Origin of the sequence: Pusillimonas sp. (assembly GCF_029263785.1) — a bacterium.
In the GTDB taxonomy this organism is placed as follows: Bacteria; Pseudomonadota; Gammaproteobacteria; order Burkholderiales; family Burkholderiaceae_B; genus Pusillimonas.
Map to the genome: position 1 here is coordinate 14,438 of NZ_JAJUFE010000008.1, position 24,273 is coordinate 38,710.

The window sequence follows — 24,273 nt, forward strand, 5'->3', positions numbered from 1 at the left end:
CACAATGACTCAAAACCCATTATTAGTACCCATCGATTCCCTTATTGACTACGCCGCGATCGAGCCATCGCACATCGAGCCGGCGATCAATACCCTTATTGAACAGGCGCGTGCGGCCGTCGAGCAGGCTGCCGACCCCGCACTGCCTGCCACCTGGGAGGCCATCATCGATCCCCTCGACGACGGCACAGAACCCCTGTGGCGAGCCTGGTCTGTTGCAGGTCACCTCAATGCGGTCGCAGACACTCCACCCCTGCGCGAAGCCTACAACAAATGCTTGCCCAAGGTAACCGAGTTCTCTACCTGGGTCGGGCTGCACAAGGGCCTGTACGCCCAGTACAAACGGCTGCACGGCGCACCCGGGTTCGCCCAGCTGCCACCAGTGCGCCAACGCATCATCGAACTTGCCCTGCGCGACTTCCGTCTTGGCGGTGTCGAGCTCGAAGGTCAGGCTCGCGAAGAATATGCCGAAATATCCGAGCAGCAGGCTCAGGCTTCACAACGCTTCTCGGAAAACGTTCTGGACTCGATGGACAAATGGACGCTCCACGTCGAAGATGAAGCCCGACTCGAAGGCCTGCCCGACGACGTGCGTGCTGCAGCGGCCCAACGAGCCAAAGACGCCGGTCTCGAAGGATGGGTACTCAATCTGAAGATGCCGTGTTATCTGCCGGTAATGCAGTATGCGCGCGATCGATCGCTTCGCGAAACCATGTACCGCGCCTATGGCACGTTGGCGTCAGAACACGGAGACCCGTCGCTCGACAACTCTCCGCTCATCGAGCAGTTGCTGGCACTGCGCGCACGAAAGGCCAAGCTGCTGGGCTACGCTGATTTTGCCGAGCTTCGCCTGCAGACACGCATGGCCAAAAGCGCCGGCGAAGTGCTTGAATTTCTGCGCCGGCTGGCCGCCAAGGCCAAGCCGTATGCAGAACGCGACCTTGAACAGTTGCGCGAGTTCGCACGAAACGAGTATGGCCTCGACGAGCTGCAACCTTGGGACATGCCTTTTTACTCGGAACGGCTGCGAGAATCGCGCTACGACTACTCAGAAGACGAGATCAAGCAGTATTTCACCGAGCCGCGCGTACTAAGCGGCCTGTTCCGGGTTGCCGAAAAACTGTTCGACGTACAGTTTCGCCCGGCCGGAGTATCCGCCTGGCATAAAGATGTGAAATGCTTTGAGGTTCTGGCAGACAATACCTCAATCGGGCATCTTCTTGTCGATCTTTACGCACGTCAGGGCAAGCAGGGCGGCGCCTGGGTAGATAGCGAGCGTAATCGGCGTCGCATAGGCATGCATCTGCAAAAGCCCATCGTCTATCTGACCTGCAACTTCACTGCGCCACAGAACGGCAAACCCGCACTGCTCACCCATGACGATGTAATCACACTGTTTCACGAAAGTGGGCATGCGCTACACGCCTTGCTGTCTCGCGTCGATGATCCGGGCGCTTCGGCCTTTTCCAGCGTTGAATGGGATGCCATCGAACTACCCTCGCAGTTCATGGAGAACTTTTGCTGGGAATGGTCTGTGGTGCAGTCCATGTCGGCCCATGTCGACACCGGCGAGCCACTACCTCGCAAGCTGTACGACAAGCTGGTGGCTGCACGCAACTTCCAGAGCGGCATGCAGATGGTGCGACAGATCGAATTTTCCTTGTTCGACATGGCCATTCATAACCAGGCTGGCGGTCTGTCCATCGCGCAGGTGCTGCACACACTGAACGAAGTTCGCAAAGAAGTTGCTGTGGTGTTTCCTCCCAGCTGGCATCGCTTTCCCCATAATTTCTCCCACCTGTTCGCAGGCGGATATGGAGCCGGCTACTACAGCTACAAATGGGCGGAAGTTCTTTCGGCGGATGCGTATAGCGCATTCGAGGAAGCGGCGGCTCAAAACCCCGATGGCGACACGCTGGATGCCGCCACCGGAAGGCGCTTCCGGGACGAGATTCTGGCCGTGGGCGGATCACGACCTGCAGCTGACTCATTCCGGGCGTTTCGAGGTCGTGACGCATCGTTGGACGCACTGCTGCGACATAGCGGCATGGTGGCCGAACCGGCCTGACCGCTTCCGGCGTCAATACCCGCGCTCAGGCTCGAAGGCTCCGTCTGGGGAACCTATCGAGCCTATAATCCGTCCAAGCAGGCATACCAGAAAAAGGTTTTTCGAATGTCCGGTTTTTCCATCCCAGCAGCGCTGGCCCTGGGCACTGTAATCGCTGCCCTGGCTCAGCCAGTGCTGGCCTCCCCTGCCGCCGCTACGCCAGATGCCATCCCTGCGCCGGGTGCCGCTGCGGTACAGGTCGCCACAGACACCCCGAGCACTGCAGGCAAGGCCACCACAACTTCCATTCACCGCATCCGCGGTTTCCTTCCAGATCTTCGCTTTTCCCTGATTGGCCCCAACGGCAAGACCGTCACTCACGAAACACTCAGGAACAAAGTCGTTCTTCTTTTCTTCGGCTACGCAAGCTGTCCTGACATTTGCCCGACCACGATGGCCCAACTTTCCATGGTGGTGGAAAGCCTTGGAGACCGGGCCGACGAGGTACAGATTGTCTTTATCAGCGTCGACCCTCATCGCGACACCCCGGAAATCCTTAACGCTTACGTCAGCGCCTTCAATGATCACGCTATCGGCCTGACCGGAAGCGAAAAGCAGATAGCCGACGTTGCTCGCCGATACCGTGTGGCCTATCAGATTGAAGCTCCCGCCACCGACGACCCAGATAACTACGAAGTCACCCACGCACGGGGAGTTTACATATTCGATCAAAAAGGCCGCGCCCGCTTCCTGGCTTCGGATTCCGAATCGATGGAATCCCTTGCCCAGAGCGTACGCGAACTGCTGGGTTAAAGCTGCTTCAGGGCATCGCCCAAGGCTGTGCGAACACCCTCTTCGATGGCCGGATGATAAAAAGGCATTTGTATCATCTGGCGTATCGTCAGCTCGGCCTGATGTGCCCAGGCCAGCAAATGGCCGATATGTTCAGCAGCCGGACCAACCATCTCAGCGCCCAGAAACTTGCCGCTGCCAGGTTCAGCGTACACGCGCAGCTTGCCACGATTCTGCAAGATGATGCGTGACCTTCCCTGGCTTTCAAAGTCCGCCTTTCCGATGACCACTTTTTTGGGAAGCTCTCGATAAAACGCCCCCACATGGGTAATCTGGGGCGAAGTAAACACGATTGACAATGGCGACCGACGTGTCTTGGCTTCGACGTCCGGAAACCGGGCTGCGTTCTCGCCGGCCACGTAACCATCGTCGGCCGCTTCATGCAGTAACGGACGAGTTCCGTCGACGTCCCCTGCCAGGAATATGGGGGCTCCCACCACCTGCTGCGTCGCAAAATCAAAGCGCGGTCTCCCCTTTTCATCCAGGCTTGCAGAAGTGGCATCCAGATGCAGGCCGTTCAGCGCGGGTGGCCTGCCGGCGGCCATCAGCACGTAATCGTATCTATCCGAACTTTCGACCCCCGATTTGTCCTTGAGTCGTGCTTCAACTTCGTCACCATGCCTGACCACTTCGACTACGTCGGTGCCAAGCCGCAGGTCAAACTCGGATTGGAACGCCGCCAGGGCACTGGCATTAACCACTGGGTCCGAGATGCCGCCAAGCAGTTCACTTCGCCCGACCACGACCACCCTTACACCCAGGCGAGACAAGGCCTGGCCCAGCTCCAGCCCTACGGGTCCGGAGCCCACCACCAGCACACGAGAAGGGAGGTCATCCCATGCAAAGACGTCGTCGTTGACGACAAGCCGGTCACCAAGAGACCGGTACATCTGGGGTATGAAAGGCGCTGAGCCGGTGGCTACGACCGTAGCCACGGTATTGATTCTGACGCTGTCGTTTACCTGCAGAACGGTGTCTGACGTGAATCGCGCCCATCCGCGTAACTTTTCGTCGGCTGGCATCGCGTTGACGGTCTCAAGTACAAACCCCACAAACCGGTCACGCTCGCGTTTGACGCGTTCCATGACCTGCTTTCCGTCCACCTTGATCGCGCCGTCAATACGAACTCCGAACGCTGCCGCCTGGCGTGCACCATGCGCAGCGTTAGCCGCAGCAATCAGGAGTTTGGAGGGCATGCAACCGACACGCGCGCACATGGTGCCATAAGGACCGCCTTCGATCAGCAGAACCCTGCGACCTGCGGCCTTGACTGCCCGGTAAGCAGTCAATCCAGCTGTACCTGCACCAATGATGACTACGTCAGTGTCGATTGTTTTCATTATGGCTCCGTGACATGGCCTGTTTCGCGACGTCAGCCTGGCCCATGAGCGATTCAGACTGACGTTAGCCTGGCAAGTCTCGGCGCCCGGACCTTACAGCCCCGTCCATTCCTTGACGAAGTCCCGGTAATCGGGCCGCTCGATTGGATCGGAAGGAGCAATGGGCGTGCCAATGGCAAGATAGCCCATGAAGCGGTACTCGAGGGCATCGTAATCCAGGGCGTCATGTACCTCATCGACATATGTGCCCAAGCCCGTGCTCCAGTATGCACCATAACCCAGCATATGTGCAGCATTCAGCATATTGGTTACTGCAGCACCGGTGGCAAGCAGCCGCTCGTCCTCGGGAATCTTGGTATTACTGCTGTCCATGCGACACGCCAGGGCAACCAGCAAGGGAACTTTCGAAAGCCAATCACGGGTGGACGCTTCTTTTTGTGTTGTCAGCGGCAAGCCGGCCCTTTTGATGGCTCCGATGGCAAAGTCGGCCCATCGCTGTACCGCGTCACCACGGATCAGCGTAAACCGCCATGGCCGCAGCCGCCCGTGATCCGGCGCCGACATGCCGGCTTGAAGAATCTGGGAAAGATGCTCGTCGGTGGGTCCTGGAGCCTGCACAAACTTGACTGAACGCCGGTTAAACAAATAGTCGATGGGTGGAACAGACATCGTGAATCCTTTAAGACGAGCCCAGGCGCAACGCCAGGGCGAATGAATAACTCCCCTTACGGGTAGAAATCACCCTGCCAACGCAGGATTTTGGTAATGCCTGCCAACGGCAGGATCAGTTTGGCGAGGAAGCTGCGACGAGCAGTGCCTTCATGTCCCGCACTGCTTTTTCCAGTCCGTCGAAAACCGCCTGGGAAATTATGGCATGTCCGATATTCAGCTCGGCAATTCCCGGCAAAGCCGCGATGGCAGACACGTTTTCGTAATGGAGCCCGTGACCGGCATTCACGCGCAAGCCGAGTCCTGCTCCCAGGGCGGCGCCCTGTCGTACGCGCTCGAGTTCTGTCTGCATGTCGGGGCCTGTCGCCTCTGCGTAAGCCCCGGTGTGCAGCTCGATGACGGTCGCACCCGCGCGGCCGGCCGCCTCGATCTGAGCTGGGTCGGGATCGATGAACAGGGACGCCCTGATCCCCGCATCGTGCAGGCGATTCACGGCATCGCGCACGCTGTCAAAGTGTCCCACAACATCCAGCCCGCCTTCTGTCGTCAACTCTTCGCGTCGTTCGGGAACCAGACAGACATCGTGGGGACGAGCCTTGCACGCAAGCTCCAGCATCTCGGGCGTGATTGCACACTCAAGGTTCATCCGGGTGCGCAACTTGGCTCGAATGGCCGGTACATCAGCGTCCTGAATGTGCCGCCTGTCTTCGCGCAAATGAAGTGTGATCAGGTCAGCACCCGCCTCTTCAGCAATGACTGCGGCGCGAACCGGATCGGGATACGCGGTGAGCCGTTGCTGGCGCAAGGTTGCAACGTGGTCGATATTGACGCCAAGCTCGATCATTTTTCGGCCTCGACAGACACACCGATCACGGGATTGCCCGAGACAGGTTCATCAGTATTTTCGACCCATCCCCCACCCAGTGCCTTGTACAGTTCGACACGGTTAAGCAGGGAGTTCAGGCCGGTCTGAAGAAATTGCCGCTGTGCCGAGTAAAGCCCTACTTCGGCTGTCTGCACCTGCAGGAAGCTATCGATCCCTTCCTGGTAGCGCAGCTTGGCGATCTCAAGCGTCTTGGCATTGGACTCTTCAAGCGAGCGCAGGGCATCCAGCTGGCTGGCGTAGGTAGCCTCACCCGCCAATGAATCCGCAACCTCACGGAACGCAACCTGGATGGCTTTCTCGTATTCGGCTACCGCGATGTTCTTGCGTGCCTCGGCCAGGTCCAGGTTCCCGCTTACTCCGCCGGAAAACAGCGGGATGGTGATTTGGGGTGAGTAGGTCCAGTATCTGTTGTCAGAGCTGAACAAACCGCCGAGTTGGCCACTGGCGAATCCTAGCAGTCCCGTAATGGAAATGTTCGGAAAGAATGCCGCACGCGCTGCGCCGATGTTTGCATTCGCAGCCACCAGCGCATGTTCAGCAGCAATGATGTCAGGTCGGCGGGCAAGCAGATCTGACGGCAGCCCGACCGGAATTGAGGTCAGGAGCTGATCCTTGCCAAAGGGTTGCGATGCCGGAAGGTCGACAGGAGGCTGCTCGCCCAGCAACAGAAGCAAGGCGTTCTGCGCCTGTGCTTCCAGGCGCGTGAGCTCTGCTATGTCGGCGCGAACCGTATCCAGTTGCCCCTGTGCCTGATTCAGGTCCAGTGCGCCGGCCACACCCGAATCAAAGCGGCGCTGAACGATATCAAACGAGGCCTGCCGCGCCGCCAGGGTGCGACGCGCAAGCTCAAGCTGCTGTTCGGTTGCTCGCAAGGTGAAGTACGCTTCGGCCACCTGGGCCACCAGGCTTATGTGTACCGTACGCCGGGCGGCTTCGGTTGCCAGGTACTGTTGGTATGCGGCTTCGGAAAGATTACGTATACGACCAAAGAAATCAAGTTCGAACGAGGTGATGCCCACCCCGGCCTGATACATACGTGTCACGCTTGGCGCATCGGGTCCGCCCATGCGCAGGCCTTCGGGGTTGCGAGTTACCTGGGAGAGGCCGCCGGCGCCGAATGTTGGCAATCTTTCACTTTGCTGAATGCCAAACTGGGCCCTCGCTTCCTGGACTCGCTCGATTGCAACCCGCAGGTCACGGTTATTCTCCAGCGCAATCCCGATCAGCGCCTGCAGCTGTGGGTCACGGAAAAACTCCCGCCATCCCAGGTCGGCAGACACTTCCGTGCCCTGTTGACCAGACGCCGTAGCATCTGTGTACGTTGGATACTGGCCCGGAACCGGAGCCGCCGGGCGCTCGTACTTGGGCGCCAGCGAGCATCCGGCCAGTATCAGCGCGGTCAGCGTCGGTAAGGCGGTATTACGAAAAACGCGTCGACTCATTCTTGATTCCCGTTCTTGGCAGACCCGGGCTCCGATTGGTTATCGTCAATATCATGGTGCACGGAAGTCAGTGGGCCGGCGTGCGCGCCGCTGACCTTGGGCCGGGTCTTGAACAAGCGAAGTATCACCACGAAAAAGGTTGGCACAAATACCATCGCCAAGGGGGTCGCGGCAAGCATGCCGCCCAACACGCCCAGGCCCACGGCATTCTGGCTGGCCGCACCTGCTCCGGTAGCCAGAGCCAGCGGTACCACGCCCATGATGAATGCGAAGGATGTCATGAGGATGGGGCGGAAACGCAGCCGTGCGGCCTCAACAGTTGCCTCGATGATGTTACCGCTATAGGCGTAACTGTCTTTGGCGAACTCGACAATCAGAATGGCGTTCTTGGCCGCCAGCCCGATCACTGTCACCATCCCCACCTGGAAATACACGTCGTTCGGCATTCCGAGCGCGGATATCAGCCCCACAGCGCCCAGCATGCCCAGAGGCACCATCAGCATCACCGAAAGCGGAATGGCCCAGCTTTCGTACAGTGCCGCCAACACCATGAACACTACCAGCATGGCCAGTGACAGCAGAATGACAGACTGCGCACCTGCTTGCTTCTCTTGGTATGACAGGCCGGTCCATTCATAGCCGAAGCCGTTGGGCAGCTGTGCGACCAAGGCCTCCATTTCGGCCATGGCCTCGCCAGTCGAGTAACCCGGTGCGGCGGTACCGCCAATACGGACGGATTCGTAGCTGTTGTAACGCACAACCTGGACCGGCCCTTGCGTCCACTCGGCGGTCACGAACGACGACAGGGGAACAGCTTCGCCGGCGGCATTGCGCGCCGTAAGCTTCATGAGGTCGTCAGGAGACATGCGGTGCTTCTGATCAGCCTGCACCCACACGTTCTGCATCCATCCCATATTGGGAAACTTGCCCACATAGGATGAGCCGACCGCTGTAGAGATCAGCGCAGAGGCTTCCGAGAAATCCACCCCGAGCGCAGCGGCTTTCTGCCGGTCGATCTTTACATTAAGCTGCGGACCCGGACCGAGGCCTGTCACGCGAGTATCCTGCAGCTTCGGATTCTGCATGGCTGCTTGCAACAATTGTTGCGTGGCTGCCTGCAGGGCGTCATGTCCGAGACCGCCCCGATCCTGCAATCGAAGATCGAAACCGGCGGCATTGCCCAGCGACGAAATAGCCGGAGGCACAATGGCAAAGACCATAGAGTCGGGCAAGCCGAACAACAGGTTCTGGTTCGCCTTGTCAGCTACGGCCTGGGCAGAGTTTTCGCGTCCCTTGCGCTCCGAGAAATCCTTGAGGGGTACAAAGGCAATCGCCGCGTTAAGGCCGCTACCGTTAAAACTGAAGCCCTGAACCGAGATGACGTTCTGCGTTTGCGGCTGGTTGAAGAAATATTGTTCAACCTTACGGATGGTCTCCTGCGTTCGGTTAGCGGTAGCACCCGACGGCAGTTCGATGTTCACAATTGCGTATCCCTGGTCCTCTTGGGGCAGGAACGAGGTGGGCATGCGGAAGTACAGGAAGCCCATCACCAACGCCAGCAACAGGTAGATGAACATCATGCGGCCCGTACGTTTCAGGCTCTTGCCCACCCAGCCTTCGTAGCGTCGGGTGATCCGATCGAATTTTCGGTTGAACCAGCCGAAGAAACCACGCTTTTCCTCGTGATGCCCTTTTGGAATAGGCTTGAGAATCGTGGCGCACAAGGCAGGGGTAAACGTCAATGCCAGGAACCCGGAAAACAGGATGGAAACCGCCATGGCCACCGAGAACTGGCGATAAATCACCCCGACCGAGCCGGACATGAATGCCAGCGGGAAAAACACCGTAGCCAACACCAGCGTCATGCCAACCACGGCCCCACTGATCTGGGGCATGGCCTTTTTCGTAGCCTCTTTGGGACTGATGCCCTCTTCGGCCATGATCCGTTCCACGTTCTCGACCACAACGATCGCATCGTCAACCAGGATACCAATGGCCAGCACCATGGCGAACATGGTCAGGACGTTGATCGAGAAACCGAACGCCAGCATCACGGCCAAGGCCCCCAGGATGGCGATAGGCACCACCAGCGCGGGAATCAGCGTGTACCGGACGTTCTGCAAGAACAGGAACATCACCAGGAACACCAGCACCATGGCCTCGACCAGGGTGTGCAGCACCTGTTCGATAGATGTTTCCACATACGGGGTGGTGTCATATGGAATGGAGTATTCCATATTGGGCGGGAAGAACTTCGAGAGTTCTTCCATTTGCCTCTTGACGCCCTCAGCGGTCGTCAGGGCGTTGGCGTTGGGCGTCAGGGAAATGGCAAAAGCGGCTGTCGTCTTGCCATTGAGCCATGCGCCAAACTGATAGGTGTCCGAGCCGACCTCAACTCGCGCTACGTCCTTGATTCGCACGGCCGAGCCGTCCACATTTGCCCGCAGGACAATGTTTTCGAAATCCTGAACGCTGGAAAGTTCGCCATTGAGCAGTATCGGCGCGGCGACGCGCTGATCGCTGGGATTGGGTGGCGATCCCAGGATACCGCCCGAGATCAGCTTGTTCTGATTGGCGATGGCGGCATTGACCTGCGCCATGCTCAGGTTGTAACCGGTGAGCTTGTCGGGGTCGACCCACACCCGCATCGCTCGTGGCGCGGCAAACAACTGGAACTTTCCGACCCCGGGAACCCGGGCGATGGTGTTCTGAACGTTGCGGGTAATGTAATCGGCCAGAGCCGTCTGATCCATCGACCCGTCAGTCGAAGTAATGGTGACGACCAGCAAGAAGTTCGGATTGGCCTGCTCTACCTTCAGACCCTGCTGCATCACGGCGGCCGGAAGGCTGGCGCTGACATTCGAGATACGATTTTGCACGTCCACCTGGGCCATGTCCGGGTCCGTGCCCGGCGCAAAGGTTGCCGTGATCTCGGCGCGTCCATACGAGTCACTGATCGACTCGTAATAAAGCAGACCCTTGGCACCGTTAAGTTCATTCTCGATCAGACTGGCGACCGACTGCGCCACGTCCTTAGCCGATGCGCCGGGATAGGTCGCATTGATCGTAATGGAAGGTGGAGCCACTTCGGGGTACTGCGACACCGGCATATTGGGGATTGCCAGCAGGCCGGCCAAAGTGATGGCCAATGCCACCACCCAGGCAAAAATCGGTCTCTCAATAAAAAACTGTGGCATGTGTGCTCACTTTAAAAGCTTGGATGTCGCGGGCCGGCCAGGGCCCGCATAGACAGTTTCTATCTGCGTTCCGGCATCACGAGCCAGAGCCCGGAGCCTGGCCGGGTTCGGCGGCGTCGCCTTGCCGCGCAGCACCCTGGCCCGATTGGCCCCCCTCAGCACCGCCAGCGCCTTGGGCGGGGGGCTGTTGCGGCTGTCCTTGGCCAGGTTTGGCGCCAGGCTGCCAGGGTATGGGCTGGACAGGTACGCCAGGTCGAATCTTCTGGAAGCCCTCGACAACAACAACATCACCCGCAGAGAGGCCCGAAGTGATCATCCACTTGCCGTCAATTGCCGGGCCAGTGGTAACCGGCGTGGCATGTACCTGGCCGTCCTTGACCAGCATGAGGGCACCTTTGCCGTCGGCGGTGCGCTGCAGCGCCTGCTGGGGCACCATCAAGGCTTTCTCGTCCACACCCTGCGCCAGCAGGACCCGAACGTACATGCCGGGAAGCAGGATTTCATCAGGGTTGGGAAATTCGGCCCGCATATTGACCTGACCGGTAGTCGGGTCGACGGAGACACCGGAAAACAGCAGTTTTCCGGAATGGTCGTACACGCTGCCGTCTTCGAGAATTACGGTGGCCTTTGCTGCCTCTTCACCGGCGCGTTCAAGGGTGCCATCGGCCAGCGCCTTGCGAAGCTGGGCCAGTTCAGCCGTTGGACGGGTAATGTCGACGTAGACCCGGTCGAGCTGCTGGACAGTGGCCATCTGGGTAGCGTTGGCACTGCTGACAAGAGCACCTTCCGTCACCATGGCGGCTCCGATACGTCCATCGATAGGCGAAGTGACCTTGGTGTAACCCAGGTTGATCTCCGCGGCCTGGAGCGCGGCCTTGGCTGCTGCGATTGCCGCTTCGCCCTGAGCCGCGGCAGCGACGGCGTTGTCATACTCCTGACGGCTTACCGCGTTGGCATCGATCAGCTTGCTGTAACGCCTTGCCAGGGTACGCGCAGCCTGCGCATCCGCTTCTGCCTGTTTCAGCTGTGCGGCCGCCTGGGCACGAGCAGCCTCGTAAGGAGCGGGATCAATCGTGAACAACAATTCACCGGCCTTGACATCACTGCCTTGAACAAAATTGATTTCTTCCACTATGCCCGTAACACGTGCACGGATCTGCGCATTCTTGATGGCATCGACACGCCCCGGCAAGTCGACGACGACTTCGGTACGTGCAGGTTCGACGGTAATCACGCTGACCGGCACTTTCATATCACCATGCGGACCCTGGGCTTCCTTACCGCAAGCCGCAAGCAGCACTAACGACGAAAGCAAAAACACTCGGGCCTGCTGCCGGGCGGGCAGACGAAAAATGCGCATCAATGGCTCCTGGGGAAACAGCGCCGGGGTGTAACGCCCGGCGACGGCTCTGTAATTTTTGGCAAACGACGAGTATAAAACGAAACTCGATCTCATTAAACGAAGAAATAATTTCAGATTTATGATTGCATACGCCGGATCTTATGGTTGTTGTTGATCCGACCTGTGCAGCCAGGCGGCGCAATCCTGCTGGCTGCCCGACTGGTCTCACCCTAACAGCAGGGCGTCATCCGAGACTGTTTCTCCACGTACGCGCTCAAACATCTTGAGCAAATGTGGCACGTCGAGCCTGCGCCGCTCTTCGCCTGACACATCAAGGACAACCTGTCCCTGATGCAGCATGATGGTCCTGTCGCCGGTTTCGAGCGCCTGCTGCATGCTATGTGTAACCATCAGGGTAGTCAATTGACGTTCTGCCACGATGCGTCGCGTGATATCTAGAACAAACGCGGCAATCCGCGGGTCGAGGGCCGCAGTGTGCTCATCGAGCAACAATATGCGGGACGGCCGCAGCGCTGCCATCAACAGGCTGACGGCTTGACGCTGTCCCCCCGAAAGCAGGCCAATGCGGTCGCCCAGACGACTCTCAAGTCCAAGTCCCAACTTGGCCAACCGCTCGGCACACTCGGTGCGAAGTTGAGGTGCCAGAGCCCGTTTCAGGCCCCGGCGCTCACCGCGATTGGCTGCCAGGGCAAGGTTCTCTTCAATGGTCAGGTCTTCGCACGTACCCAACAAAGGGTCCTGAAATACCCGCGCCACCATGCCGGCCCTATCCCAAACCGGCATCCGATTGAGTTCGACATCGTCAATGCGCAGGGAACCCCGGTCGAGCTGAACTTCTCCCGAGATGGCATTTAGCAGCGTGGATTTGCCTGCCCCGTTGGAACCGATGACGGTCACGAATTGCCCCGTAGGTATTTCGAGTGACAGCCCGCGTAACGCCCGGGTCTCGATCGGTGTCCCTGCATTGAACGTGATGTGCAGATCTTGTGCTATTAACATCATGGCCTCTTGCGGTCGCGAATGCGCTGGCGCAGCAAGGGCACGACCAGAAAGATGGTGACCAGCACCGCTGTAATGAGGTTCAGGTCTTGCGCGTGCAGTCCGATGAAATCGGCGTTCAGCGCAAGCGCCACAAAAATTCTGTACAGGACGGCGCCAACGATTGCTGCCGCTGTCATGAAGACCAGCCTGCGCGAATTCGTAAGACTTTCACCCACGATCACCGCGGCAAGGCCGATGACAATGGTTCCAATGCCCATGGAGATGTCCGCCACCCCCTGGGATTGAGCAAATAGTGCCCCACCCAGGGCACACAAGGCGTTTGAAAGAGCCAGACCGATCAGCACCATGGCACCTGTCGCGACACCCTGCGCCCGTGCCATTCTGGGATTGGAGCCAGTCGCGCGCAGTGCCAGCCCCGAATGCGTACCCAAATACCAGTCCAGTGCAAACTTTACGAGCGCCACCAGAGCGAGAATCAGCAGTGGCCGCAAAATATAGTCGGGCAGGTTGTCGCTCATGAACACCGAAAAAACGGTGGGTTCAGTTATGAGCGGGACGTTCGGCCGTCCCATGATGCGCAGGTTGATTGAATACAGCGCGATCATCATCAGGATGCTTGCAAGCAGATCCATGATCTTTAGCCGCACATTCAGCCAGCCGGTAATGGCGCCGGCAAGCGCGCCGGCAATTGTCGCCACAAGTGTGGCGGCGAACGCATTCCACCCCATCACGATCAGGGTAGCCGCCACCGCCGCCCCCAAGGGGAAACTTCCGTCCACGGTAAGGTCGGGGAAACGCAGGATGCGAAAAGAGATCAGCACGCCCAAGGCAACCAGCCCGTATATCAGGCCGATTTCAAGCGCACCCCACAACGCGTACCAGGACATGAGGGTTTCCGGCTTATTCGATGATGTGAGCGGCCGAATTGCGCAGCTCTTCAGACAACGTTACGCCCTGCTTGCGGGCCGCAACCGCATTAAGGTGCAGGGCAAGTTTGTCGCTTGTTTCGGAGGCGATTTCGCCCGGGTTTTCTCCCTTGAGGATTCGTATGACAATTCGCCCTGCCTGACGGCCCATTTCATAGTAATCGAGCCCGAGCGCTCCGATGGCCCCACGCTCGACACTGGCAGTGTCAGAGGCAATCAGCGGAATGCGTGCGTCGTTGCCGACTTTGGCCAGCGATTCGTATGCAGAGACCACATTGTTGTCGGTGCTGGTGTAAATGACATCAACCTTGCCCACCAGGCTGCGCGCGGCTGCTCCGACATCCACGGTGCGCGGCGCGCTTGCCTCGACCAATGTCATGCCCATGCCAGGAAGCAGGCTACGCAGTTGCTCGACCACAGAAACCGAATTGGCCTCACCCGGGTTGTAAACCATTCCCACTTTGCGGGCATCGGGAACAATCTGTTTGATGAGTTCGACCTGCCGCTCGAGCTCCAGGCTGTCTGAAACCCCTGTCACGTTGGTTCCCGAGGGCTCGAACGAAGGCACGAGCTGGGCGCCGACCGGATCAGTCACCGCGGCATACACCACCGGTATGCTCTTGGTGGCGGCCACCACCGCCTGTGCCGAGGGTGTTGCAATGGCAACGATGACGTCAGGCTTGTCGCCAACATATTTGCGTGCGATCTGTGTCGCAATGGCGGTGTTGCCCTGGGCCGTCTGAAACTGCCACTCAAGCCCTTTGTCTTCGGTGTAACCGGCTTCGGCCAGGGCATCCTTGACGCCATCCTTGATGGCATCCAGTGCGGGGTGCTCCACAATGCTTGTCACGGCAACCGACTGGGCATGTACGGGGGGCGACGTGACCGAGGCAAGCACCACTGCAGCCACCACTGCTGTCGCCACCTGGTGAACCCTGCTTTTTGCGCCAATACGGGCAATCAACGAAGGAAACGTCCACTTCATTACAAACCTCTGCTCATTGATTCTTGTTTGATATACAGGTGGAAACTCCGCGGCCGTTTCCGTCAGTTCCTGCAACTTTAACTCAGCCCGCCAGGGTTTTGCCATGCCTCGGTTCGCAGTTGTTCCAACACGTGACGTGCCCAGCGTATCGCCGGCAATCCCGTGTCCTTTTCGACCTGCGCCGCCCGATCCAGAAGCTCCGCAGTCGTGGACTGCAGGACCGGCCCCCGAAAGGCAAGGACGACCCGGTTGCCCGCATCACTTTCAGGCAATTCAATAACCGGCCCGCCAAACGCCTGCCTGATGCTGTCAAGATTGCGCGGAAAGCTTTCGTGATTGCCGAACAGATTTACGGTCATGACTCCGCCATCAGGGCTCAAGGCACGCTGGCAGCCCTGATAAAACTCTACCGATTCGCGCACCGGCCCTTGGGCCTGCGAATCGTAAAGGTCGACCATCAGTGCTACGTAACGTCCAATATTATGGGGTTTCTCTACCCACACGGCCGCATCAACATGGTCAATATACGAGCGGTCATTGCGTGGCAAGCGAAAATACGCGTGACACATGGCGGTAACGGCGGGGTTCCACTCGGCTGTCTCAACATTGACCGGCGTGTGCTTCAGGGTAAACCGCAGCAAGGCACCCGCGCCCAGGCCAAGAATACCGACAGAATCCGTTTTGCGCGGCTCGATGAACAACAGCCAGGCCATCATCTGCCGGGTGTAGGCCAACACCAGTTCGCTGGGCTTGCGTACGCGCATGGCACCCTGGATCCACTCGGTACCCAAGTGCAGGTACCGGATCCCCCCCTCTTCCGACATGGTCGGCACTTCATCCGGCCAATGCTCGTCGTACGCACTCATGAGCCGGACGAGAAGTCGAATGTAGCGACCACAGGCGTGTGGTCAGAGGGCTGTTCGTTTCGCCGCGGGTCTTTGTCGATGTAACAGCCTGTGCAATAAGGCCGGAGCACTTCGGAAATAAGGATGTGGTCAATGCGCAAGCCGGCGTTGCGGCGAAACGCCATTCTTCGATAATCCCACCAGCTGAAGGACTTTTCCTCTTGATCAAACTCCCGAAATGAATCGATCAGGCCCAGGTCCAGCAGCGCCTGGAAGGCGGCACGCTCGGCGTCCGACACCAGGACATCGCCCTCCCACTTGGCCGGATCATGGACGTCTTCATCCTTGGGAGCAACGTTATAGTCGCCCAGCACGGCCATGCGCGGATACCGCTCAAGCTCGCGCTCAAGCCAGTCACGGAAGGCGGCGAACCACCGCAGCTTGTATTCGTACTTGTCGCTGCCCACCGACTGGCCGTTTGGACAGTATGCACTGATCACGCGTATGTCGCCGACAGGGCTGGGCAAGGTGGTGGCGATGACGCGCTGTTGCAGGTCGTCGAACCCGGGAATATTGCATTGCTCGTCTGTTCCGGCGTTCTTGGAAATGACCGCCACACCGTTGTATGTTTTTTGACCCGCCCAACAGGCCGTGTAACCAATTTCGGTGAACGCCTCAAGAGGAAACATGTCCTGTGCAAGCTTGAGCTCCTGCAAGCATAAGGCATCCACGGGGTTGTCGTTGAGCCAGTCCAGTACCTGAGGCAACCGCACTTTAAGCGAATTGATGTTCCAAGTGGCTAGTTTCATGGGGCGATTCAAAATAAAGGATTCGTAAGCGCAAAGCGGCGGAAAAGCCAATTAGCGTATCATGTGCGTCAAGATAAGTATTACCGCAACTCATGAAAGCCATCAGCCGTGTCGCACAGACACTCGACCAAGGCGTCGTTCTAGACGTAACCATCGAAGATCTGACCTGTCAGGCCTATGTCGTCGTCAGTTCACCCGATCTTGAGCGCGTCGCAGATTTTGTTCCCGCCAGCCGGTTCGAAGCGGAAGGAGACGTCCATGTGACAGCCGTTTCCACTGCCGCTGACGCCCGCCAACAGGTTGAAGATCTGGCCTTCAACATGAACATTGGAGACACCGCTGTGTTCCTGTGCCTTGACGACGCAGCCTACCAGGCCACGATTGAAGAGCTTGGCCAGAGCCAGGCGGCACATTGAACTACTTCGCCGGTATCTGCTAAGCTTTTTGTCTTTTTTTCTCCGGGTACAACGCAATGTCGCGATTTTCTGGCAACATTTTCATGGTAGTCGCCCCCAGTGGGGCGGGCAAATCCAGCCTTGTCAACGCACTGCTGGAAAAAGACCGCGACGTCACGCTTTCCATCTCATGCACCACCCGCGCCCCTCGTAGCGGCGAAAAGCCCGATGAACACTACCGTTTCGTAACCGTAGAAGAGTTCATGGAGCTGCGCGACAATGGCGGCCTGCTTGAATGGGCCGAAGTACACGGCAACTTTTACGGCACGCCCCGCGATGGAATCGAATCCTTCATCGAGGAGGGCCGCGATGTGCTTCTCGAAATTGACTGGCAAGGCGCGCGACAGATTCGAAGGCACTTCCCGCAGGCGGTAGGCATTTTCATCCTGCCCCCATCCATTGAAGCGCTCGAAGCCCGTCTGCGTGGCCGAGGCCAGGATGCACCTCACGTGATTGCCCAGCGTTTGCTGGCAGCAGGCAGCGAAATGTCGCACGCTTCCGAGTGCCAATATGTTATTATTAATCAAGAATTTAGCGTCGCTTTAGAGCAGTTGGCGCAAATTGTTTCGGCCACCCGTTTGCGTTACGCTACGCAAGCTGCGCGCAACGCCGAGCTTTTCAGCCAGTTGGGCATCAGCAAGACGCCCAACTGAACCTTGTTATTTTCCTTAGGACGTAACCTTATATGGCACGCATTACTGTCGAAGACTGCCTCGAAAAAATCGATAACCGCTTCGATCTGACCCTGGCGGCAACCTATCGCGCCCGCGAACTCGCGCAGGGTCACGAACCCCGCGTCGATCCCGACAAGGACAAGCCCACGGTTATTGCCCTGCGCGAAATTGCTGCCGGCCTGACAGGTCTCGAGATGCTGCGCAAGGTTCCGACCTAACCTGAAATTTGTGATGGATGTATGGCATTTTCGACTCTTCGCGGTGCTTCTTCGGGCCTTTTAGCTGTACTCAAGAAGGGCCCCCGGCTGCGCAAGCGTCGCAAGGCTAAAAATGCATCCACCGCGCCGGCGGTGGCAGAATCAACGCCAAACACCATCGCCTCGCTGGCGCCCCTTACCAAGGTTATCAGCCAGTACCTCGACCCCAAGGACGTTGAACGCGTCAAAGAAGCGTACCGCTTTTCCGACCAGGCCCATCTGGGTCAATTTCGGGCCAGTGGCGAGCCCTACATTTCACACCCCATTGCGGTAACCGAAATCTGCGCCGGCTGGAAACTCGACGCCGACTCGCTGATGGCCGCCCTGCTGCACGACGTCATCGAAGACCAGGACGTCACCAAGTCTGAACTCGCCGAACGCTTCGGCCCCGACGTTGCCGAATTGGTCGATGGCCTTACCAAGCTGGATCGCCTCGAATTCGCAACCAAGGCCGAGCAACAGGCCGAAAGCTTTCGCAAGATGCTGCTTGCCATGGCTCGCGATGTGCGGGTCATTCTCATCAAGCTGGCCGACAGACTGCACAATATGCGAACCCTGGGTGCAATGGCACCCGAAAAACGACGTCGCATCGCTCGCGAGACCCTCGAGGTCTATTCACCGATCGCGCATCGGCTTGGCCTGAACTCCCTTTTCCGCGAGCTTCAAGACCTCTGTTTCCAGGCCATTCATCCAAACCGCTATCGGGTACTGCACAAGGCGATGATGGCAGCGCGCGGCAACCGGCGCGAGGTGCTGGGAAAAATCACCGAAGCGGTCAAGGTCGCCCTGCCGGCGGCGGGTATCGAGGCCGAAGTATCCGGACGCGAAAAATCGCTGTACAGCATCTATACCAAGATGATCGAGCAAAAAAAATCGTTCTCGGATGTGCTCGACATCTATGGTTTTCGCGTCATTGTTCATACTCTTCCTGAGTGCTATCTGGCGCTGGGTACGCTGCACCAGATGTATCGTCCCGTGCCGGGGAAGTTCAAGGATTACATCGCCATCCCCAAGCTCAATGGCTACCAGTCATTGCACACGACACTTGTGGGCCCGTACGGAACACCGGTCGAGTTCCAGTTTCGCACCCGCGACATGGACCATGTGGCCGAAGAAGGTGTTGCATCTCATTGGCTCTATAAGGATGACGACACCACGCTGAACGACCTTCAAAAACGTACCCATCAATGGTTGCAATCCCTGCTCGATATCCAGAGCCAGACAGGCGACTCCGGCGAGTTTCTCGAGCATGTAAAGGTCGACCTTTTCCCCGATGCCGTGTACGTGTTCACGCCTCAGGGCAAGATTCTGTCCTTGCCGCGCGGCGCCACTCCGGTCGATTTCGCGTATGCCATTCATACCGACATCGGTAATCACGCCATTGCATCAAAAATAAACGGCGAATATTCGCCGCTTCGTACCGAGTTGCGTAGCGGGGATTCTGTCGAAATCATCACCTCGCCATCTTCGCGCCCAAGCGCACAATGGCTCAACTATGTACGTACGGGTCGCGCCCGGTCCGAAATCCGACACTACCTGCGTACGGTCAAATATGAAGAGTCAGTAGCTTTCGGGCAGCGGCTGCTGAACCAGGCGTTTGACCAGCTTCAGCTACCTCACCCTGCAGACGACGACCCTGAATGGGAAAAACTCGCCAAGGGGTCCGGTGCCAGTTCCCGCGAAGAAATCCTGGCCGACATTGGCTTGGGCAAGCGTCTGGCGGCCGTCGTCGCGCGTCGCTTCGCGCCGGAAAACGCGATTCTTGCCACTACTGCCGCCGCAGTCGACGAGCTCACGGCTACAGCGAACACTCCCATTCTCATTCAGGGCAACGAGGGGCAAGCGGTACAACTGGCGCCATGTTGCGGGCCTCTTCCCGGCGATGCCATCATCGGTGGGATCCGGCTTGGACACGGGCTGGTCGTGCACATGGCCGAATGTGCCGTCGCGCAGCGTCAGCGTGCCAAAGAGCCAGAGCGCTGGATTCCGGTTGCCTGGGACACCAACACGGCGCGGCACCTTTCAACCCGCCTTGATATCACGGTCATCAACGAAAAGGGCGTGCTGGGACGCCTGGCTGCTGAAATTACCGATGCAGACTCCAACATCCTGCACCTGACCATGCATGATGACGAAACGTCCTCTACCACGGTGTTGCATGTCACCGTTCAGGTCGACGGGCGCAAGCATCTGGCTCAGGTCATACGTTCGATCCGTCACGTACCCCAGGTTCAGAAAATCGTCCGCGTCAAAGGCTGACGCCGTCGTTCACGGAGTGAACGCACCGATAAAAACAGCGGGGTCCACCCGATTCCCGTTCAGACTTACATTCCAGTGCAAATGAGGCCCGGTGGCACGTCCCGTGGCGCCAACCTTGCCAATGACCTGCCCCCTTTTCACTTTCTGACCCACCTGGACGTCGGCGGCGGACAAATGGCAGTACATCGTGACAAGCCCCTGACCATGATCCAGAAAGATGGTCTTCCCGTTGAAGAAGTAATCGTCAACAATGGTGACCACACCATCAGCGGGTGCCTTCACGGGAGTGCCATGCGGGACGGCAAAATCGAGACCTGAGTGCGGGTTTCGTTCCTGGCCATTGAAAAAGCGGCGCAAGCCGAAGGGGCTGGAAAGGCGTCCGCCTTCAACGGGACGGTCAAGCATTACATTACTGGGCAGATCGGGACGATAACTGTCGTAGGCTGCTATCTGCGCCTTGTACTCTCGTTCAAAACGGGCGAGCTGTTCGGGATCCGGATCGACATGTCGCTGATTCCTGAGCTTGATGTGCTGTTCTTTGTACTGTTTGGGTTCAACCTGAAAGTCAACGCTGAACTCCCTGCCCCCAGCCACGACGTTGATGGTTTTTCGCCCCGGTGACGTTTTGAGATCGATACCGGTCACCGCTATCCACGTGCCGTCGCTATCCTGCATGACCAGCAAAGGCTTATTGCCGTACAGGGCTGTGGGCGCGCGCTCGAAATCTCCGAGAGCCACCACGGCCACGCCACCGGGTACGGGCTTGTTGAGCGAGCGTGCAACATACCCCTGCGCCCACACCGCTTGGCTGAAAAAAAGAATCAGAACTGGCAACGCGTTGGCCCACCGAACAAGAGCCCGATTCATGCCTGCGCCTCCAGGCGGCCACCGTGTAGACGAAGCTGACGTTGACAGCGATTGGCGAGCTCAGGATCGTGAGTGACCAGGACCAGGGTGCTTTGCTTCTCGGACAGTAACGCGAACAGCAACTCACTGATGATCGCGCCATTGTGTTCGTCCAGGCTACCCGTGGGCTCGTCCGCAAACAGCAAGCTGGGTTCCACGACAAAGGCGCGCGCCAGTGAGACTCGCTGCTGTTCGCCGCCCGAAAGGGTTCGTGGATAATGGTGCAGGCGTGTGGCCAGGCCAACTCTGTCCAGGACTTCGGTCGCCGCTTTTACTGCAGGCCTGCCCGCCAGCTCGAGTGGCAACATGACATTCTCGAGTGCAGTAAGATGAGGCAGCAGCTGAAAGGACTGAAAGACAAATCCCACATGTGCGGCTCGAAGCGCAGCACGGCCTTCTTCATCCAAAGAAAACAGATCGTGCCCCAACAGGCTGATTTGCCCTGATGTGGGAACATCCAGGCCGGCCATCAATCCAAGAAGTGTAGATTTCCCCGAGCCAGAGCTTCCCGTAATGGCAATGGCCTCTCCTTTTTGCACATCAAAACTGACGTCGGCCAGAATATCGATAGTACCGGCCGAATCAACGACCTGCTTACCCAGATTACTTACTTTTATCGAATGGACCTGACTCATGCCTGCCTGTTGGAGAATATTGTTTGCAAGTGTTTTGGCGTTTTGCTTTGGTGTGGCCCATGGGCAAGCCACTGAAAGCAGCAACCCTACCATTTTAGTCCTTGGCGACAGCCTCTCGGCGGAATACGGAATCCGCAGGGACTCTGGTTGGGTCAAGATTATCCAGCAGCGGCTGGCAAACGACGGCCTGACTTATCAACTGCAAAATGCCAGTATAAGCGGAGACACAACCAGCGGCGGGCTCAGCCGCTTGCCGGCGGCGCTTGAGCATCACAAGCCGGAAATTGTCATCATCGAGCTTGGCAGTAACGACGCACTGCGGGGTTTGTCTTTGGACATGAGTCGAAACAACCTGGCCCGCATGATCACGATGGCCAAGGACTCCGGAGCTCGGGTTCTGCTTGTGGGGATGCAGATTCCCCCCAATTATGGTCGTCCTTATTCCGAGCGATTCAGAACCATGTTCATCGAACTGGCGGAAGAACAGGGCACCGAACTTGTCCCTTTTCTTCTGGAGGGAGTCGCGCTGGACAAGTCGCTTTTCCTGGACGACGGCCTGCATCCGAACGAAAATGCGCAGCCGATAATTGCGGACAATGTATGGGCCGTTTTAAAGCCGATGTTGAGTTCTGACTGAAAACCAGACCACCAGGTGCAGAGGCGCCGACGATTAATTTCGGCCGGCGCCTACGGCGTACTAGCCTTGTTGGCCTTCGGGCTTGAGAGCCTCTTCGGCGTCTGGAAGCATGCGCACCTTGGCCGCTTCACGCATGGCCCGAAGGACGGCAGCCTGTTCGGCCGCGCCCAGAGCCTGGCTGATTTGGGCTGTCAACGAGGCATTGAGCGTTGGGTCATCCTTGCCGGCCTCAGCTGCCTCGACCCGGACAAGCACATAGCCCTGGCCGCCTTCAACCCCTACGTACACAGGGAGCGCGTGTGCGTCAGCCGCAAACGCAGCATCCAGCACGGGCTTGCTTAGCCCCTGGGTGTCTATGCGGCTGATGGTCTGTGCAGTGCCAAAACCTTCGGGCGCTTCGGCACCGTTATTGGCCTGAAGCTCGGCCAGCAAAGCCTCGCCGGCCTTGCGGGCGGCATCACGAGAACGCTCCGCCAGGAGCCTTTCGCGAATGAAGTCCTGGGCCTTTTCGAGGGGCAGGACATGTGCAGGCGTGATGTCGTCAATGCGGACGACAACCAGCACTCCGGGAGAGATTTCAATGACGCCGGAATTGTGCCTGTCGGTATAGGTCTGGCCCGAGAACAGCGCGCGGCGGACACGTGCATCATTAAGGATCTGTGCATCGGGACTTTGAGACGCAGGGTTCTCTGCGGAAAGGTCGGCCGCATCCAGCAAGCCGTCGCGGGCGATGCCGTTGGCCTGGCGGACTTGAAGGCCCAGAGCCTGAGCGGCAGGCTGCAAGCTGGTCTGGTCGTCGTAAACCAGATCAGTCAGCTTGGTCGCCATCTCGGCGTAGCGGTCTGCCGCGAGCTGGCGTCGGATTTCGCTTTGCACCTTGGCCTTTGCCTGCTCGAAGGTTTCACCGGTTTCAGGCTGAACGTCTTCTGCCAGAAAGACGTGATACCCGTCGGGGCCCTCGACCACACCCGAGGTCTGGCCTTTTTCCAGTGAGAACACGGCCTCCTCAAGTGCCTCGGGCCACGATCCCTTGGTGATCCAGCCCAGACGGCCACCCTCGTTGGCCGTGCCGGCATCGTCAGACTCTGTCTTGGCCAACTCGGCAAACCTGGTGGGATCGGCCTTGGCTTTTTCGGCCACCGCTTCGGCTTTCTTGCGTGCCTCGGCGCGCTGCGCATCAGAAGCCCCGGATGGAACGTCAAACAGGATATGGCTGACCTGAACACGGGCCGGCATCACGTAACGCGATTTGTTCTGCTCGTAGTAGGCGAGCATTTCTGACTCGCTGACTTCGGGCACTCCTTGCATGGCAGCAGCCTCGTCCAGCAAGAGGTAGCTGGCCGATACGTATTCCGGCACCTGAAGCTGATCCGGATTGGCTTTGTACCACGCCTTGATATCGGCATCGGTAATCTGGATGTCATCCTGGTAGTCGGCTGCGTCGAATGCGCGCAGCCGTACGGTACGCTGCGAGGTAAGGGCCTGGGCCACAGCCTGTGAGACCGATGCCGGGACTCTTGCGGTGGCTCCTATCGGACCCAGCACGCGCTGCAGAGCCAGCTCGGCTCGCTGACCCTGCTCGAACTCACGGCTGCTTATGCCCATGGCCGCCAGCACCTCGTTGTATCGCTGGGGAGAGAAACGACCGTCGACCTGCAGTTCGGGAATGGACGCAATGGCCTCGCGAAGCATGGCGTCCGAAACGCTGAAACGCTCTTTGGTCGCCTCATCGATAATCAGTCGGCGTTCGATCAGGGATTCCAGCAATGCCGAGCGTGCCTGGGGGGTATCGAGTATGGCCGGATCAAACGCGCCGCCGGCATTCGCCTGAAGGCGTTGCAGCTGATTCCGACGTGCCTCGTCGAACTCCTGTTGAGTTATGGCTGAGTCGCCAATTTGCACCAGGTCGTGGTCACCGGACATATAAGTGGTGTACCCACTTACGCCTATCAGGGCGAACGACGGCAGAATCAATATCAGCAGGACCAGTTGCATCAGGCGCTGATGCGTACGGATAAACTCGAACATGAAGGGACTCGCAGACCTCTGCTAACGGGGCAAGTGCACCGTAGCGGCTTATATTTACG

21 protein-coding genes are annotated in these 24,273 nt (G+C 58.4%); 7 read left to right on the forward strand and 14 right to left on the reverse strand.

The genetic code is table 11. The annotated features are described in order from the left end of the window. The first annotated feature begins 4 nt into the window (after positions 1-4). The gene (locus Q1J88_RS04015) at positions 5-2,068 is read left to right on the forward strand and encodes a M3 family metallopeptidase (RefSeq protein ID WP_301116242.1); all 2,064 of its coding nucleotides are present in this window, start codon (positions 5-7) and stop codon (positions 2,066-2,068) included. Positions 2,069-2,173: 105 nt separating this feature from the next. Next, positions 2,174-2,860 carry an SCO family protein gene (locus tag Q1J88_RS04020; protein ID WP_301116244.1) on the forward strand — a complete coding sequence of 229 codons (687 nt, stop codon included), beginning with the start codon at positions 2,174-2,176 and terminating at the stop codon, positions 2,858-2,860. Here Q1J88_RS04020 and Q1J88_RS04025 read toward each other — a convergent pair. From Q1J88_RS04025 to xth, 11 genes are all read right to left on the reverse strand, one after another. Further along, complete coding sequence (locus Q1J88_RS04025) at positions 2,857-4,239, reverse strand: dihydrolipoyl dehydrogenase (RefSeq protein WP_301116247.1); 1,383 nt, start codon at positions 4,237-4,239, stop codon at positions 2,857-2,859. The two genes, Q1J88_RS04020 and Q1J88_RS04025, sit on opposite strands and share 4 nt — an antisense overlap. A 93-nt stretch (positions 4,240-4,332) precedes the next feature. Beyond that, on the reverse strand, positions 4,333-4,908 hold the full coding sequence (locus Q1J88_RS04030) for a nitroreductase (protein ID WP_301116249.1): 576 nt from the start codon (positions 4,906-4,908) through the stop codon (positions 4,333-4,335). Positions 4,909-5,023: 115 nt separating this feature from the next. Continuing rightward, positions 5,024-5,752, reverse strand: coding sequence for a pyridoxine 5'-phosphate synthase (gene pdxJ, locus Q1J88_RS04035; RefSeq protein WP_301116251.1), 729 nt, complete (start codon positions 5,750-5,752; stop codon positions 5,024-5,026). After that, complete coding sequence (locus tag Q1J88_RS04040) at positions 5,749-7,236, reverse strand: efflux transporter outer membrane subunit (protein WP_301116253.1); 1,488 nt, start codon at positions 7,234-7,236, stop codon at positions 5,749-5,751. The genes pdxJ and Q1J88_RS04040 overlap by 4 nt, the downstream gene beginning before the upstream one ends. Next, positions 7,233-10,433: an efflux RND transporter permease subunit gene (locus Q1J88_RS04045; RefSeq protein ID WP_301116255.1), complete on the reverse strand. Its 3,201-nt coding sequence runs from the start codon at positions 10,431-10,433 to the stop codon at positions 7,233-7,235. Before Q1J88_RS04045 ends, Q1J88_RS04040 begins: the two co-directional genes overlap by 4 nt. A gap of 76 nt (positions 10,434-10,509) precedes the next feature. Beyond that, positions 10,510-11,793 (reverse strand): efflux RND transporter periplasmic adaptor subunit, encoded by a 1,284-nt coding sequence (locus Q1J88_RS04050; RefSeq protein ID WP_301116257.1) that lies wholly within the window; start codon positions 11,791-11,793, stop codon positions 10,510-10,512. A 207-nt stretch (positions 11,794-12,000) separates the two neighbouring features. After that, a complete protein-coding gene (locus Q1J88_RS04055) occupies positions 12,001-12,795 on the reverse strand; it encodes an ABC transporter ATP-binding protein (RefSeq protein WP_301116303.1) in 795 nt (264 codons plus the stop codon). Further along, positions 12,795-13,685 (reverse strand): ABC transporter permease, encoded by an 891-nt coding sequence (locus tag Q1J88_RS04060; RefSeq protein ID WP_301116260.1) that lies wholly within the window; start codon positions 13,683-13,685, stop codon positions 12,795-12,797. The genes Q1J88_RS04055 and Q1J88_RS04060 overlap by 1 nt, the downstream gene beginning before the upstream one ends. Before the next feature lie 13 nt (positions 13,686-13,698). Then, positions 13,699-14,709 (reverse strand): ABC transporter substrate-binding protein, encoded by a 1,011-nt coding sequence (locus Q1J88_RS04065; RefSeq protein WP_301116263.1) that lies wholly within the window; start codon positions 14,707-14,709, stop codon positions 13,699-13,701. Between the two features lie 77 nt (positions 14,710-14,786). Beyond that, positions 14,787-15,575: a spermidine synthase gene (locus Q1J88_RS04070; RefSeq protein ID WP_301116266.1), complete on the reverse strand. Its 789-nt coding sequence runs from the start codon at positions 15,573-15,575 to the stop codon at positions 14,787-14,789. Beyond that, the gene (xth, locus tag Q1J88_RS04075) at positions 15,572-16,363 is read right to left on the reverse strand and encodes an exodeoxyribonuclease III (RefSeq protein WP_301116268.1); all 792 of its coding nucleotides are present in this window, start codon (positions 16,361-16,363) and stop codon (positions 15,572-15,574) included. The genes Q1J88_RS04070 and xth overlap by 4 nt, the downstream gene beginning before the upstream one ends. A gap of 92 nt (positions 16,364-16,455) precedes the next feature. Here xth and Q1J88_RS04080 point away from each other — a divergent pair, with 92 nt between their 5' ends. From Q1J88_RS04080 to Q1J88_RS04095, 4 genes are read left to right on the forward strand one after another with little or no spacing between them, the layout of a single operon-like run. Further along, entirely contained in the window at positions 16,456-16,779 is a 324-nt protein-coding gene (locus Q1J88_RS04080) for a hypothetical protein (protein ID WP_301116270.1), read from the forward strand. Between the two features lie 56 nt (positions 16,780-16,835). Beyond that, positions 16,836-17,471, forward strand: a complete 636-nt coding sequence (gene gmk, locus Q1J88_RS04085) for a guanylate kinase (protein WP_301116273.1) — start codon at positions 16,836-16,838, stop codon at positions 17,469-17,471. A gap of 32 nt (positions 17,472-17,503) precedes the next feature. Then, entirely contained in the window at positions 17,504-17,710 is a 207-nt protein-coding gene (gene rpoZ / locus Q1J88_RS04090; RefSeq protein ID WP_301116274.1) for a DNA-directed RNA polymerase subunit omega, read from the forward strand. A 21-nt stretch (positions 17,711-17,731) separates the two neighbouring features. Next, on the forward strand, positions 17,732-20,008 hold the full coding sequence (locus Q1J88_RS04095; protein WP_301116275.1) for a bifunctional (p)ppGpp synthetase/guanosine-3',5'-bis(diphosphate) 3'-pyrophosphohydrolase: 2,277 nt from the start codon (positions 17,732-17,734) through the stop codon (positions 20,006-20,008). A 9-nt stretch (positions 20,009-20,017) separates the two neighbouring features. Here Q1J88_RS04095 and Q1J88_RS04100 read toward each other — a convergent pair whose 3' ends face one another. Then, positions 20,018-20,875, reverse strand: coding sequence for a peptidoglycan DD-metalloendopeptidase family protein (locus Q1J88_RS04100; protein WP_301116276.1), 858 nt, complete (start codon positions 20,873-20,875; stop codon positions 20,018-20,020). Continuing rightward, the gene (locus Q1J88_RS04105) at positions 20,872-21,549 is read right to left on the reverse strand and encodes an ABC transporter ATP-binding protein (RefSeq protein WP_301116277.1); all 678 of its coding nucleotides are present in this window, start codon (positions 21,547-21,549) and stop codon (positions 20,872-20,874) included. The genes Q1J88_RS04100 and Q1J88_RS04105 overlap by 4 nt, the downstream gene beginning before the upstream one ends. A gap of 19 nt (positions 21,550-21,568) precedes the next feature. Here Q1J88_RS04105 and Q1J88_RS04110 point away from each other — a divergent pair, with 19 nt between their 5' ends. Beyond that, the gene (locus Q1J88_RS04110; protein WP_301116278.1) at positions 21,569-22,186 is read left to right on the forward strand and encodes an arylesterase; all 618 of its coding nucleotides are present in this window, start codon (positions 21,569-21,571) and stop codon (positions 22,184-22,186) included. A 60-nt stretch (positions 22,187-22,246) separates the two neighbouring features. Here the strand turns inward: Q1J88_RS04110 and Q1J88_RS04115 are convergent, their stop codons facing one another. Next, the gene (locus Q1J88_RS04115) at positions 22,247-24,214 is read right to left on the reverse strand and encodes a SurA N-terminal domain-containing protein (RefSeq protein WP_301116279.1); all 1,968 of its coding nucleotides are present in this window, start codon (positions 24,212-24,214) and stop codon (positions 22,247-22,249) included. Positions 24,215-24,273: the final 59 nt, after the last annotated feature.